Genomic DNA, 13,850 nt, shown 5'->3' with positions numbered 1-13,850 from the left:
GAGGGCCCCGGGCGAGGGAGGTCCCGGGGCGGCGCGGGTGGGAGGTCAGACCCCGGCCCGTTCCCGCCGTACCCGGTCGGCCGCCTGCTCGGCGGCTGCGGGCAGCGGCAGGGCGAGCCAGGGTGCCACGGTGGCACGCATGCCGTCGGCGAAGCGCAGGCCGGTCCCGGTCAGGGACCCGGACGACGCCAGCCGCTCCACGGCGTCGGCGGTGTACCGCCGCCAGAGCGCGAACTGTTCGCGCGCCCGGTCGGCGGCCGCGCCCGGCAGTCCGTCGTACGCGAGGGTGCGGGTGCCCCAGTACTCGGTGACGGCCAGGTGGGCGTATGTGCCCTGAAACAGCCCTTCGAGCGGCCGGGGGTCGGGCCGCCAGGGGGCGAAGTACAGCGCGGTGTCGCCGCGGTCGTACAGGTCGGTCAGGTCCAGCACCGCGCCGAGCTTGACGTGCTGGAACTCGTGGGCGAGCAGCAGGGCGAGGGTCGGCGCGGTGGCGGGCCGGGCGATGCCGACGGCGCCGTACGCCTGCCGGGCCGCCGAGCTGACGTCCCGGCCGGTCGGGCCGGGCCGCAACGGGGTGACCGTCGTCAGGCCGGCCCGGATGCCTTCCGCGTACCCGGGCAGGTCCCGCCCGAGCAGTTCCCAGGCCTCGCGCAACGCGCCCGTCCAGTCGAGCAGTTCGCTCTCGGAGAGGCGGTCCGCGACGGGGTGGTCGTGGCTGTCCCGCAGCGGGTCGGTGTCCTCCAGGGCGACCGTCCAGCCGTCGGCCAGCCGGATCCGCCACCGCGGCTCGTCCAGCACGGTGTGCACCGATCCGTCGGACGCCCGCACTTCGAGGCCGTCCGCCCGTCCGGTGACCACGGCCTCGCCGTCGGGTACGGCGAGGCTGCCGAGCGTCGGCAGGTGCAGCCGGCCGCCCCGGACGGGCACGGCGACCGTGTCGCCCCGCCCGGCCCGCACCGCGGCCGCCGCGGCGAGCGCGACCAGCGGGCCGAGCCCGACCGGGAGGTCCCCGGCGAGCCGGCGGGCCGCCCAGGCGCGGGCGTACGGGTGGGCGAGCACGGCGTCCACGGCGGCGGGGGCCGCCGCGTCGAGCTCGGCCAGCAGGGCCCACGCCTCGGCCCGCCCCTGTCCGGAGGCGTCCCAGGCGGCGGCCAGCATCGCCCGGGTGAGGGCGAGTTGGGAGCGGCCGAGCGCGGCGATGGTGTCCGCGCCCCCGTATCCGGCGGCGAGCTCGTCGAGTTGGGGCGGGGTGAGCGTGCCGGGCAGCAGTTGCTCGGCGCCGGGCCGCGACGAACCGGCCGCCTGCACCGGAACACCGACCGCCGGAGTTCCGGCAGAACTCCCGCTCCCCGCGATGCCGTTGATGAACGTCATGAGATCACCGCAGTAGACGGAGGGATGGTCGAAGCTGCCTCCTCCATCGTCGCTCCGATAGCGGTGGGCGTACAGCCCGCCACCGCAGGAGCGCACCACGGAGCAGGAACGGCAGGCCTCGCTCAGTCCGGCCAGGCCGGACTGGCGGGCGGCGATGCCGGGGTGGCGGGCGAGGTCGTCGAGGCTGTGCGCGAAGACGTTCAGCCCGGTGGCGGGCGCGCCGTCGTACGCCGTCTTCAGGCTGTCGGCCTGCTCGAAGGTCCCGTCCGTCTCCAGGACCGCGAGGTCGGAGGGCTCCAGGCCGAGTGACTCGGTGAGGCTGGAGAACCCCCGCAGGGTCCGGTGCACGGACTCGAAGGTCCGTACGGCGAACGGCCGCCCGTCCGTTTCCCACAGCCTGTGGACGGTCAGCAGCCAGTCGGCGTACGGGGCGGCGCCGAGCGCGTCGGGGCGCTTGGGCGGTTCGTCCCAGGTGGCGTGCGGGAGCAGGAAGTCCACGGCGGGCGGCCGGAGTTCGGCCAGCGCCCGGTACACGGCCACCGGGTCGTTCTCGACGTCCATCGTGCACAGCAGCCCGACGAAGAGGTGCCGGTACTCGGGCTCGTTCAGCAGCGCGACGGCCCGCAGCACCTGCGGGTGGCTGCTGCGTCCGTCGGCGAACCGCCGGTGGCGGTCGTTGGCGGCCTTGTCACCGTCCAGCGAGATGCCGACCTTGATCTCCTGCTCCGCGAACAGCGCGCAGAAGTCCCGGCTCAGCAGCACGCCGTTGGTGTGGATGCGCAGGTCGAGCGCGCAGCCGGGCGGGAGCGCCGCCCGGAGCGCCTCGGCGGCGCGGCGCAAGCGGTCCGGGCCGGCGAGCAGGGGTTCTCCCCCGTGCAGGACGACCCGGACGGCGGGCAGCCGGTGGGCGGCCGCGTGCTCGCCGATGCGCTCGGCGGCCTTGGCCAGGATCCCGTCCGCGATGACCTTCGGCCGGGAGCGCCAGCTGCTGTCCGCGTGCTCGTAGACGTAGCAGTGGTCGCAGGCCAGATCGCACCTGCTGTGCATCTTGACCACGAACTGCGTCAGCGGCAGCGGAGTCGACGTCGTCATGGAGCTGGACTGTTCGGTTCGGCTCGGTCTGGGTTCCGCTCGGTGTTCCGGGCCGGGTCAGATCGAGGAGTTGAAGGCAGCGACCGGCACGAGGCCGGATTCCGCGCCGGGGAGCGCGCGCTGGAGCCGGGAGGCGAGTTCTTCCGCGCCGAGCGCGGCGAGATCGGCGAGCGAGGGGCGTTCCGGCGTCTCCTGAGGGTCAGTGAGCTTGCCGGCCGGCCTGATGCTGGTTACCGGAGTCATATTCGTTTCCTTAGGCGCGGTTAGGACCTGCCGAGGGTGGGTAGGCCCACCCGGTTGCGACCAATGTAGTGCCCTCGAAGACTCCGCGCGGCACGTTCGGAGTCACCTTGAGCTCCCCAGGCGGCCGACGCCGCACCACAGCCCGCGCCGTACCACCAGAATTCACCTGTTCAGCCGCCGCGCGCTTCGCCGTGGCGCACGCCGAAGCGTGTCGCCGGGGCGAAAACATGGACCGCCGCCAGGGCGAAATTGTGGCCCGCCGCCAGGACGAACATGTGGACCGCCGCCTGGGCACACCCCGGGAGTGCCCGGCAGAGAACCCCCACAAGCGCGCCATCCGGTCAAGCCTCCGCCTCACCGGATTCATTCCCCCGGATTCACTCCCCCCGGCTCGCCGAGCTCCCCCACGGCCCGCACCAACTCCCTGGCGAACTCCAGCCCGTCCGGCGTGAGTTCGCCGCAGCCCAGGAGCGTCTGCCCGGCCGCCAGGGTGTGCGTCCGCCAGCGCGCGAACTCCCCGTGCGCACGGGCCGCGCGCGCCGCGTCACCGGCACTCGCGCCCACCGCCTCCGCCCGCCAGAAGTCCGCCACGCCCAGATGCGCGTACGCCCCCTGGAGCAGCGCCCCGGCCGGACGCGGGTCGGGCCGCCAGGGAGCGTGGTGGACGGCCGGACCGTTGGGGCGGTGCAGCGGCACCAGGTCCATCAGCGCGCCGAGTTGGACGTGCAGGAACTCGTGCACCAGGGCGAGCGCCAGCAGCACCGGATCGTCCGGCAGCGAGGCCGCCACCGCACCGTAAGCCCGCCGGGCGGCGGCGCTGACGACCTCCCCGCCGGGGGCGGGCCGCAGCGGCACGACGGTGGCCACGCAGGCCGCGAGGGCCCGCGCATGGCGGCGGTGGCGGCGCACCAGGATCTCCCAGGCCTCGGCCAACCGCCGCTCCCAACCGGCGAGTTCGTCGCCCGTGAGCGGCCCGGCGGGCGGGCGCCCGTAGTCCACCCGGCGCGGACCGGCGTGGTCGATCGACGGCGTCCAGCGCAGCCCGTCGCACTCCAGCACGAGGGCCGGCCCCGGGCCCGACCGGAGGAACTCGCCCAGCCCGTCGAGCGGAACGGCCTCCCCCGCCGCCGCGCCGCGCAGGCAGTCGGCCGCCCAGGCGTCCAACTCCGGCCGCAGCAGCACCTCCTCCCAGCCGTCCCGGTCGTCCCGCTGCAGCGCCCGCACCCGGGCGTACGCCTCCCGGTAGCCGTCGTGCTCCGGTGCCGACCGGCGCAGCGCCAGCAGCAGCAGCGCCCGCTTGCTCAACTGCCCCGCGCGCAGCAGCCGGACGGCCTCCGGCCCGCCGCGCGCGCCCGCGATCGCCCGGAACGTCGCCCGGTCCACCCCGTGCCGGGGCAGTCCGTCCGCCCCGCGCGCGCCCGGCACCCCGGCCGCCACCACCTCGCCCGTACCCGTCACCGGTCCTCCTCCTCGTGTGTGCGGCTGCCGGCCAGGTCGGCCGGCCCCTCGCCCAACCCGCCGGATCCGCCCGCGGTCTCCCCGCGCGGGTGCGGATCAGCCGGACGGCGGCCGGGCATGACCCGGACGGGTGAACCGACGCCCCGCCCCCGCCTCCGATGCCGCCCCCGCCGTCACCTCGGCCCCACCCGCGCCTCCGATGCCGCCCCCGCCGAACCTGCCACCCCCGTCGCGCCCGCCGCCCCCGCCAGTCCCGCCACCCCCGCCCGCAGCCGCCCCGCGATGTGCCGGATCAGCCGGTCCAGATCCGCGCAGTACACCGACGGGTGCCCGAAGCCGTCCCCCGCGTACCGGTGCGCGTACAGGCCCCCGCCGCAGACCCTGGCCAGCGGGCACCCGGCGCAGACCGCCCCGAGGCCCGCGAGGCCGCGCTGGCGGGCCCGGAAGGCCGGGTGCGCGCCCGCCTCCCCGAAGCCGTGCCGCCACACGTCCAGGCCGGTCCCGGGGGCGCCGTCGTAGGCCGCCTTGAGGCTGTCCGCCTGCTCGATCGCCCCGTCCGTCTCGACCACCACCAGGTCGACGGGCGCCAGCCCGACCGCCTCGCTGGCCGCCCGCCCGCCCAGCAGCAGCACCGCCAGCTCCTCGAACAGCCGCACCCCGGTCTCCCGGCGCGGCGCGCCGTACCAGCGGTCGAAGGCGGCGATCAGCCACTCCCCGTACGGCGCGGGCCCCCCGCCCGGCGGCGGCGCGTCCGGCACCGGCCGCGGCGGGACGCCCGGCGGGGGCTCGCGCCAGGTGGCGTGCGGCAGCAGCAGGTCGATCCTGGGCGGCGCGAACTCCAGCAGCGCCTCGTAGGTGGCCACCGGGTCCGACGCCAGGTCGACGACGCACAGCAGCCCGGCGAACAGCTCCCGGTGCCGCTCCGAGCCGAGCAGCCGCACCGCCTCGGCGGTGCGCGCCCAGCTGCCCGCGCCGGAGGGCAGCCGCCGGTGCCGGTCGTGGCCGGCCCGGGTGCCGTCCAGCGAGACCCCGACCGCGACCCGGTGGCGGTGCAGCACCTCGAGCAGCGCAGGTTCGTCCAGCAGCCGCAGCCCGTTGGTCTGCACGGTGAACCGCACCCTGGGCCGGACGGCCGCCAACTCGCCGAGCAGCGCGTCCAGATGGGCCGCGCCGACGAGCAGCGGCTCGCCGCCGTGCAGCACCACGGACACCTCGTCCAGCCCGTGCTCGGCCGCGTGCTCGTCGATCCGCCGGGCGGTGCGGCGGACGGTCGCGAGCTCCATGCGCCGCGGCCGTCCGCGCCAGCTCTGGTCCGCGCCCTCGTACACGTAGCAGTAGTCGCAGGCCAGGTTGCACCGACTGTGGATCTTCAGCAGGAACTGCCGGAACGGCACCATGCCCGTGAGCCTAAGGCCTGGCCGCCACGCCGCCCGACCACCAGGCGGCCTGACGGTCCGTCACACGTGCGGCGGCTCCACGTCCGAGTCCAGCCGCGTCCCGGCCCGCACCGCGATCGTCGTCGGGTGCTCCTCCCCCAGGGTCGACCGCGCCCGCCGGATGCAGTCCGCCCGCAGCTCCGCGGCCCGCTCGGCGTACCCGAGGGCGGCCAGCGACAGCGCGAGGTTGGAGTTGATGCCGATCGAGTCGTAGTGGTCCTGGCCGAGGGCGTCGGTCATCAACGGCTCGGCCTCCAGCTCCAGTTCGAGCGCGGCCCGGAGCTCCCCGGCCAGCGCCAGGTCGTTGGCGTGGTTCATCATCGCGATCGGGATGTAGAGGTGGTGCGCGCCGAGGACGGTGCGGAACTGCGCCAGCGTACGGCCGGACAGCTCGCGCGCCTCCGCCGCGCGCCCCGCCAGCCGCAGGTACACCGAGAGGTTGTTGGCGCCGGCCAGCGTCACCGGGTGGTTCTCGCCCAGGTAGTCGCGGTACCGCGCCAGCGCCCGCTCGGCCAGCGGGATCGCCCGCCCGGTGTCGCCGAGCGCGTTGAGGTCGCTGGCCAGGTTGGTGGCGGCCGCCAGGGTGTCGGGGTGCTCGGGGCCGTTGATGTCCAGGTAGCGCTGGTAGATGTCCTCGTCGATCTCCAGGGCCTCGTGGTACCGGCCGGCCCGGCGCAGCGCCACGGCCAGGTTCTTGCGGGCGCGCAGGGTGTCGGTGTGGCTGTCGCCGATGGTCTGCTGGTAGATGCGGACGGTCTCCTCCAGCAGGTCCAGGGCCTCCCGCAGCCGCCCGGTCTCGCGCAGGTCGCGGGCGTAGTTGGAGGCCGAGGAGAGCGCGTAGAGGCTGTGCGCGCCGAGCGCGTCGCGCTGCTGGAGGTAGTTGCTGCGGTGCCGTTCCAGGGCGGCCCGGCGGTCGCCGGCCAGGTAGTCGGAGACGGCGAGGTTGTTGGTGATCATCAGGGTGCGCGGGTGGTCCGGGCCGAGGGTGCGCCGGGCGGCGTCCAGGGTGCGGCGGTCGAGCGCCCTGGCCTCGTCGTAGCGGCCGAGGAAGCGCAGGTCGGCGCCGAGGCTGTTGGCGACGGCGAGGGTGTGCGAGTGCTCCGGGCCCAGGGTCGCGGTGAAGCGCTCCAGGATGTCCCGGTCCATCTCGTACGCCTCCTGGAGGGCGCCCTGGGAGCGGCGGATGTTGCTCAGCTGGGTGCGCAGCATGAGCGTCTGGGCGTCGTTGTCGACGTCGAAGCCGGGCCCGCCGTAGCCGTCCTGGCGCCAGTGCTCCAGGGTCCGCTCGGCGAGTTCCCGGCCGGACTCGTGCAGGCTGCGCTTCCACTGGTAGCGCACCGAGTCGATGATCCACTGCCGGACGTCCTCGTCGGCGCTGTCGAGCGCCCCGGACGGCCAGAGGTGGGGCAGGAGTTCGGCATACTCGGCCCAGTTCGCGGGCACGTCCGGGTCGCCGGGGTTGGCGGTGGCGAGCGCGGCGTGGACGACGCCGCTCAGTTCGGCCCGCCGCTCCTCCTCGACCTGGTCCCGCAGCACCGCCTGGACCAGCCGGTGCACGGTGATGGTCTCGCTGCCCTGGTCGGTGCGGGCGAGCCCGAACCGGTTGATGGCGCGCAGGAACTCGCCGATCGCGAGCTTGTCGCGGGGCGCGCGCGGGGGCAGCCGCAGGGCGCGGGTGACGGCCCGGCTGTAGAGCAGCCGCATCGGGATGGCGTCCGGGCCGAAGAAGGCGCAGATCTCCAGGATCTGGGCGGCCGGGGCGTTCATCCGGCGCAGCTCCTCGACCGAGATGCGCCAGGTCGCGGCGGCCGAGTGCGGGTAGTCGGCGGCCCGCAGCCGGGTGCGTTCCAGCATCTCGGTGAGCTCTTCGTCGAGCAGTTCGAGGTAGGTGGCGATCGGCATCGACGTCTCCTGGAGCCAGACGGCGGCCTGGCCGACGGCGAGCGGCAGGTCGCCGAGGCGGTGCGCGACCTGGTCGGCGTCCTCCGCGGAGAGGCCGCCGTTGAAGCGGCGCAGCAGTCGCACGCTCTCCTCGCGGAGGAAGACGTCGACCTCCACCAGGCCGGCGTGCCGGGCCCAGCCCTGGTTGCGGGAGGTGATCAGCACGTGCCCGCCGGAGGAGCCGGCCGGTTGCCAGGGGGCGAGTTCCTCGGGGGTGCCGGCGTTGTCGAAGACGAGCAGCCAGCGGCGGTACGGCTGGCCGCGGCGCAGCGCGTCGAGCACGGCGGCGGCGGTGTGGGCGACGTCGTCGCTGGTGGGCACGCCGAGCCGGGGCGCGAGTTCGGCGAGCTTCTGCGGGATGTTGGCGGGCTCCTCGGCGGGCACCCACCAGATCACGTCGTAGGCGGCCTTGAAGCGGTGCGCGTACTCGGCGGCGATCTGGGACTTGCCGGCGCCGCCGAAGCCGTAGAGCACCTGGCTGAGCACGGCGGCGGGGCCGCCGGTGAAGCGGTTGCGGAGCAGTTCCAGGAGCTTGCCGCGGCCGATGAAGGCGGCGTTGCGCGAGGGCGCGTCCTGGACCTGCGGGGCGGTGCCGGGGAACCGCGCGGGGGCGGCGAACTCACCGCTGTCGGTGTCGAGTTGCCGGTTGCTGCCGGGCGGCGGGCCGAGTTCGGCGTAGAGCTGGGACTCGGCGCCGACCGCGGAGGAGCGGACCAGGTCGGGCACCGGCTGCCCGGCGAACGGGCGGGGCACCGGCTCGTCCGAGTCCTGGAGCCGGAAGGGGACCAACGCCGGCGATCCGGAGGCGAGTTCGCGCCCCTGGAGGAGCTGCCAGACCTCGGCGGCCCGGGGCAGCGCGGTGTACTCGGGCGAGAGCAGCGCGAGCAGCCGGCCCTGGCCGTCGACCGGCCCGGCGACCTCGGGCGGCCGGGGGCCCGTGTACGGTTCGGCGGCGCTGTGCAGGGAGGCCTGGTAGCCGAAGCGGGTGAGCGTCCCGGCGGCCCACTCGGCCCACATCCGGTCCTCGGGCGCGTAGCTGACGAACACCTGGCGCGGCACCGCGCGGGCGGAGCGCAGGTAGGCGCCGTAGAGCCGGCGGCGGGTCTCGGCGGTGAGCGGGCGCAGGGTGCGGACCCGGCCGTCGGTGATCCAACCGGCCAGCCGTTCGAAGGCGTTGAGCAGGCTGCGGGCCTCCTGCGGCCGGTCGGCGACGGTGGCGGGCACCTCCTCGTACGCGTAGAAGGGCTTGTACGGCACCTCGACGTCGGCCCAGTAGCCGGCCCGGCGGTCGCCGGCCAGCCAGCGGCCGAGGTAGGGGGCGAAGGCCTCGCGGGCGTAGTCCCGGCCGGCCTCCAGGCGCTCCTGCTCGGCGTCCTCGACCCGCATCGGCACCGGCAGGACCCGGATCGCCCGCTCCTCGGCCTCGGTGATGTCGCGGGCGGCGTCGACGCCGCCGCGGATGTTCTGGGCGCTGAAGGTGAAGCAGTCCACCACGGTGTCGGGCATCAGGACGGTGCAGATGCCGGAGGTGTCGCTGACGCCGGTGCGGCTGTCGATGAGCACGTAGTCGTAGCCGCGGGCCCAGCGTTCGCGCAGCTCGCGCAGGAACTCGCCGCCGCGGATGTCCCGGCCGTGGTAGAAGCTGCGCCAGTTGAAGCTGGTGACGGCGGCGGCGTAGGCGGCGTTCTGCCGGCCGGCGGGCAGGAAGTCGAGCCGGCCGCCGGGCGGCAGGTCGAGGGCGAGACCGCAGACGTAGCCCTCCAGGCGGCCGGGCTCGTCCAGCCAGGCGGCCGGGGACTGCCCGACCGGCCCGCTGGCGGAGGGCAGCGCCTGCTTGACGTAGGAGCGCAGCAGGTCGATCAGGCCTTCGGTGGAGTGGAGTTCCGGGTCGACCAGCAGCGGGTGGTAGTAGCGGTGGAGGCCGGGCGCCTCCAGGTCCCAGTCGACGACCAGGACGCGCAGGCCGCGGCTGGCGAGGATCCAGCCGACGTTGGCGAGCGCCATGGTGCGGCCGGTGCCGCCCTTGAAGGAGTAGAACGTGACGACCGATCCCGGTCCGCCGCGCTCCAGCTCTGCGCCGGGCTCAGTGGTCATCGTCCTGGTCTCCCCTCAGCGGGACGGCATCGTCCTGGCCCCGGCGCTGGCCGGGCAGTTCCGGTGGAGCGGGATCGGGGTGGTGCTGCGCGGGCGGTCGGCCCCGGCGCGGACCCGACGGGCCGGGCCGCCCGGACGGACCGGCCGGGATGGTCAGCCCGGGCATGTCCGGGCCGTCGCCGAAGCCGAAGGCGTCGCCTTCCGGGCCGAGGCCGAAGGCGTCCCCGCCATCGTCTCCCCAATCGAGGTTGTCGTCCATGAGCTTGTTCTGGGCGACCGTCACCATGATGGTGAGGTCGTTGTCGAAGCTCTCCTGGTTCACGCGCACCCGGAACAAGTGCTCCAGGTCGCTCCGGCGCAACCAGTTGCGGCGGAACACGCCGCGCACGCCGGTCCACGGCGCTTCGCGCTCCCCGTCCGGGTCGTTGCTGCCGATCGGCACCACCACGCCGGTGACCGGGTGGTTCTGGTCGTCGTACTCGCTCAGCGCGGCCCGGTAGCGGCCGTTGCCGGCCACCCACGGGTCGACCAGCAACACGCTGACCTGGCTGTCCTCCCGGGCCTGGTCGAGCTTGTCGCCGAGGCCCGGACCGATCTCCTCCAGCGTGGTGGTGTGCCCGGCCGCGGTGATCACCTGCTGGGCGCGGGCCGCCAGGGACGGCCGGGCGGGCGGGTAGTAGGGCGCCCAGTGCCAGGGCTTGGCCCCGTACCAGCCGCCCGTGTACGAGCCGCCCTGCGCGGCGGCCTCCGGGGCGCTCCCGGCGGCGATGAACAGCCGCACCATCCCGGGGCTGGGGGCCGGCTCCGGCGCCGCCGGGGGCGGGAAGTAGCCGCGCACCGCGCCCAGGTCGAACTCGGGCAGCTCGCCGAGCCGCCGCGCGGCCGCGTCCCGCACCCGCTCCGCGACCACCCGGACGACCTGCTCGTACGCCCCGCTCTGCGCGGTGCGCAGCAGGGCCCGCAGACCGTGCCGGGCGTAGGCCTCGCCCATGTCCGGCTGGACCCACTGGACCTTGGTCACCTCGGCGGCCAGTTCGCCCGAGCCGACGGGCTCCCAGAGCACCGGGATCAGCGCCGGGACGAGCTCCCCGGTGTCCTCGTGGTGGCGCCGCACCCGGCCGCGGAAGGCGGTCCACTCCTTGCCGCAGTAGAGGCTGGCGAAGTAGGCCGGGGAGTAGAGCGCGATCATGGTCCGGCTGCGGCCCAGCATCGTCGCCAGCCGCTCGGCCCAGTCGTCGCCGAGGCGCAGCTGCTCGGTGTCGCGGAAGGCGAGCTCCTCGGCCCGGACGGCCACCCCGAGCACTCGGCCGAGTTCGTCCCGCAGGTCGTTGAAGAACTGGTTGACGAAGGCGTCCTCGGCCTCGAAGTCCCGACGCGCGTAGCTGAAGAAGAAGTACGGCCTCTGCTGTTCCTGCCCCATCACCTGTTCCCCCCGTGCCCGACGGTCCGCGACGGCGCTGGTTTCATACCCCAGCATGTCGCGAACTCCCCCGGCCCCGCTGGCGAGTTGGCGGATTCGGCGCCTCGGGTGGTTTAGCCGGTGGTCAGGCGCACACGGACGGCCCGCGGTACTCCGGCGCCCGGGGGCGCGCGGACGGGATCGCGGGGCGCACCGGCGGGATCGGCGAGTGCCACCGGTCGAGCGCCGCCGGCGGGGTGCGTCCGGCGGGGTGCCGCGGGCCGGATGCCGGCGGCGAGGCGGCCTACCGGTCGAGTGCCGACTGGAAGGCGGCGAGCGGCTCGGCGCCGGGGGTCAGGGCGTCCGCGACCACCCGGCGCAGCAGGTCGCCGAGGACGGTGTCGGGCAGGGCTTCGAGTTCGTCGAGCGACAGGGCGGCGACGTCGACCAGGTCAGAGCCGAGTCCAGCGGCGGTTTCCGCACCGGTGACGCCCATCAGTCCCTCACTCGATCGTGTCGGCACAGCGGGCTGTTGGCCGAAGGTGCATCGACCCAGGTCCGCGACGGGCATCCTACACCCGGGGAGTGACGTACCATCAGCTCCGCGCGGGCGCCGCGCGGAGCTGATGGGCCGAACGGATCACGGGCAGAGCCGCTCCACCCGCCAGCCCGTCGGGGCGGCGGGGTCGGCGACGTAGCGGAGCCGGTCGTGCAGCCGGTTCTCCCGGCCCTGCCAGAACTCGACGCTCTGCGGGACCACCCGGTACCCGCCCCAGAACGGCGGGACGGGCACGCCCTCGCCCTCCGGGTAGCGGCGCTCCAGCTCGGCGTAGCGCCGTTCGAGCACCTCCCGGCCGTCGACCGGGCTGGACTGCTCGCTGGCCCAGGCGCCCAGCTGGGAGCCGTGCGGGCGGGTGCGGAAGTAGGCGGCGGTCTCGTCCCGGCCGACCTTCTCCACCCGGCCCTGGACGATCACCTGGCGGGCCAGCGCGATCCACGGGAACAGCAGCCCCGCGTACGGGTTGGCGGCCAGCTCGGAGCCCTTGCGGGAGCCGTAGTTGGTGAAGAACACGAAGCCGCGCAGGTCGTAGCCCTTGAGCAGGACGGTGCGGGAGCTGGGCCGCCCCTGGGCGTCGGCGGTGGAGAGCACCATCGCGTTGGGCTCCACCACGCCGGCGTCGTCCGCCTCGTGGAACCATCGGGTGAACTGGCCGATCGGCTCGGGCGCGAGCTGCTCCTCGACCAGGCCCTCGTGACTGTAGTGCTTGCGCATCACGGTGAGGTCCGGGCCTGGGCGGGCCTCGTCGGCCAGGGTCCGGTTGGCGGGGCTCAGGGGCGTCGACTGGGCGCGATCCGGGGTCTGCACGGCAACATCATCCCGTACGACAAGCAACGGACACCGCTACCTCCGGACAAACCTCGGTGGGAGATGAGGTGACCCGCCACCGGTCGGCCGCCCACCCTGCGGGAATTGTCCGGAACCAGGCGTTTGGTTCCGCGGCCTCCCCGGGCGGGCCGGCCCGTCCGAGGGAAGGTCAAGCGGGACGACGGGAAACATCACCACGGTGGTGTATGGCGCAATGCACCCCGTGCCTGTCACTCTGGCACCGAGTGCCAAACACCATTCGGTCACTGGTGCGCCGCCCCACCACGGCGGAGCGCCGATCGCAGAACTGAAGGAGCCGTCGCATGTCCGATTTCGTACCCGGGCTTGAGGGAGTCGTCGCGTTCGAGAGCGAGATCGCCGAACCCGACCGCGAGGGCGGCGCCCTGCGGTACCGCGGTGTCGACATCGACGACCTGGTCGGCAACGTCTCCTTCGGCCACGTCTGGGGCCTGCTGGTGGACGGCAAGTTCAACCCCGGCCTGCCGGCCGCGGAGCCGTTCCCGATCCCGGTGCACTCCGGCGACATCCGCGTCGACGTGCAGTCCGCCCTCGCCATGCTCGCCCCGGTCTGGGGCCTCAAGCCGCTGCTGGACATCGACGCCGAGCAGGCCCGCGACGACCTCGCCCGGGCCGCCGTGATGGCCCTGTCCTACGTCGCCCAGTCGGCCCGCGGCCAGGGCCTGCCGATGGTCCCGCAGAGCGAGATCGACAAGGCCGAGACGGTCGTCGAGCGGTTCATGATCCGCTGGCGCGGCGAGCCGGACCCGAAGCACGTCAAGGCCGTCGACGCCTACTGGACCTCGGCCGCCGAGCACGGCATGAACGCCTCCACCTTCACCGCCCGGGTCATCGCCTCCACCGGCGCCGACGTCGCGGCCGCCCTCTCCGGCGCGGTCGGCGCGATGTCCGGCCCGCTGCACGGCGGCGCCCCGTCCCGCGTGCTCGGCATGATCGAGGAGATCGAGCGCACCGGCGACGCGACCGCCTGGGTCAAGAACGCGCTGGACAAGGGCGAGCGCCTGATGGGCTTCGGCCACCGCGTCTACCGCGCCGAGGACCCGCGCGCCCGGGTGCTGCGCCGCACCGCCAAGGAGCTCGGCGCGCCGCGCTTCGAGGTCGCCGAGGCCCTGGAGAAGGCCGCGCTGGAGGAGCTGCACAACCGCCGCCCCGACCGCGTGCTGGCCACCAACGTCGAGTTCTGGGCCGCCATCATGCTGGACTTCGCCGAGGTCCCGGCGCACATGTTCACCTCGATGTTCACCTGCGCGCGCACGGCGGGCTGGTCGGCGCACATCCTGGAGCAGAAGCGCACGGGCCGGCTCGTGCGCCCCTCCGCGCGCTACGTCGGCCCCGGCCCGCGCCGCCCCGAGGAGATCGAGGGCTGGGACGCCATCGCCCACTGATCCCCCGCGGCGCGATACCGGAC

At 74.7% G+C, this 13,850-nt stretch carries 9 protein-coding genes; 1 reads left to right on the top strand and 8 read right to left on the bottom strand.

Translation table 11 applies throughout. From position 1 onward, the window contains the following. Window positions 1-45 precede the first annotated feature (45 nt). The 8 genes from ACGF0D_RS14130 to pdxH form a co-directional block, all read right to left on the bottom strand. Window positions 46-2,466, bottom strand: a complete 2,421-nt coding sequence (locus ACGF0D_RS14130; protein ID WP_392915860.1) for an FxsB family cyclophane-forming radical SAM/SPASM peptide maturase — start codon at window positions 2,464-2,466, stop codon at window positions 46-48. Window positions 2,467-2,523: 57 nt separating this feature from the next. Beyond that, window positions 2,524-2,709, bottom strand: coding sequence for a hypothetical protein (locus tag ACGF0D_RS14125; RefSeq protein ID WP_359913873.1), 186 nt, complete (start codon window positions 2,707-2,709; stop codon window positions 2,524-2,526). 363 nt (window positions 2,710-3,072) lie between these two features. Beyond that, window positions 3,073-4,167 (bottom strand): aKG-HExxH-type peptide beta-hydroxylase, encoded by a 1,095-nt coding sequence (locus tag ACGF0D_RS14120; RefSeq protein ID WP_392915858.1) that lies wholly within the window; start codon window positions 4,165-4,167, stop codon window positions 3,073-3,075. A 173-nt stretch (window positions 4,168-4,340) separates the two neighbouring features. Then, on the bottom strand, window positions 4,341-5,564 hold the full coding sequence (locus ACGF0D_RS14115) for an FxsB family cyclophane-forming radical SAM/SPASM peptide maturase (RefSeq protein WP_392915856.1): 1,224 nt from the start codon (window positions 5,562-5,564) through the stop codon (window positions 4,341-4,343). Between the two features lie 60 nt (window positions 5,565-5,624). Continuing rightward, window positions 5,625-9,638: an FxSxx-COOH system tetratricopeptide repeat protein gene (gene fxsT, locus ACGF0D_RS14110; protein WP_392915854.1), complete on the bottom strand. Its 4,014-nt coding sequence runs from the start codon at window positions 9,636-9,638 to the stop codon at window positions 5,625-5,627. Next, window positions 9,628-11,058, bottom strand: coding sequence for a TIR-like protein FxsC (locus ACGF0D_RS14105; protein ID WP_392915852.1), 1,431 nt, complete (start codon window positions 11,056-11,058; stop codon window positions 9,628-9,630). The genes fxsT and ACGF0D_RS14105 overlap by 11 nt, the downstream gene beginning before the upstream one ends. A gap of 283 nt (window positions 11,059-11,341) precedes the next feature. Beyond that, window positions 11,342-11,533 carry an FxSxx-COOH cyclophane-containing RiPP peptide gene (fxsA, locus tag ACGF0D_RS14100; RefSeq protein ID WP_392882446.1) on the bottom strand — a complete coding sequence of 64 codons (192 nt, stop codon included), beginning with the start codon at window positions 11,531-11,533 and terminating at the stop codon, window positions 11,342-11,344. 144 nt (window positions 11,534-11,677) lie between these two features. Further along, window positions 11,678-12,310 carry a pyridoxamine 5'-phosphate oxidase gene (gene pdxH, locus ACGF0D_RS14095; RefSeq protein WP_392882691.1) on the bottom strand — a complete coding sequence of 211 codons (633 nt, stop codon included), beginning with the start codon at window positions 12,308-12,310 and terminating at the stop codon, window positions 11,678-11,680. 416 nt (window positions 12,311-12,726) lie between these two features. Here pdxH and ACGF0D_RS14090 point away from each other — a divergent pair, with 416 nt between their 5' ends. Further along, the gene (locus ACGF0D_RS14090) at window positions 12,727-13,827 is read left to right on the top strand and encodes a citrate synthase 2 (protein ID WP_360348291.1); all 1,101 of its coding nucleotides are present in this window, start codon (window positions 12,727-12,729) and stop codon (window positions 13,825-13,827) included. Window positions 13,828-13,850 lie beyond the last annotated feature (23 nt).

Origin of the sequence: Kitasatospora sp. NPDC048298 (assembly GCF_043201465.1) — a bacterium.
In the GTDB taxonomy this organism is placed as follows: Bacteria; Actinomycetota; Actinomycetes; order Streptomycetales; family Streptomycetaceae; genus Kitasatospora.
Note: the sequence above shows the minus strand (reverse complement) of the source record. Positions and strands in the feature narration are given on the sequence as shown.

Coding starts and splice junctions, on each gene's coding strand:
- ACGF0D_RS14130 (WP_392915860.1), bottom strand. CDS start 2,466: ATGACGACGTCGACTCCGCTGCCGCTGACGCAGTTCGTGGTCAAGATG.
- ACGF0D_RS14125 (WP_359913873.1), bottom strand. CDS start 2,709: ATGACTCCGGTAACCAGCATCAGGCCGGCCGGCAAGCTCACTGACCCT.
- ACGF0D_RS14115 (WP_392915856.1), bottom strand. CDS start 5,564: ATGGTGCCGTTCCGGCAGTTCCTGCTGAAGATCCACAGTCGGTGCAAC.
- fxsT (WP_392915854.1), bottom strand. CDS start 9,638: ATGACCACTGAGCCCGGCGCAGAGCTGGAGCGCGGCGGACCGGGATCG.
- ACGF0D_RS14105 (WP_392915852.1), bottom strand. CDS start 11,058: ATGGGGCAGGAACAGCAGAGGCCGTACTTCTTCTTCAGCTACGCGCGT.
- fxsA (WP_392882446.1), bottom strand. CDS start 11,533: ATGGGCGTCACCGGTGCGGAAACCGCCGCTGGACTCGGCTCTGACCTG.
- pdxH (WP_392882691.1), bottom strand. CDS start 12,310: ATGCGCAAGCACTACAGTCACGAGGGCCTGGTCGAGGAGCAGCTCGCG.
- ACGF0D_RS14090 (WP_360348291.1), top strand. CDS start 12,727: ATGTCCGATTTCGTACCCGGGCTTGAGGGAGTCGTCGCGTTCGAGAGC.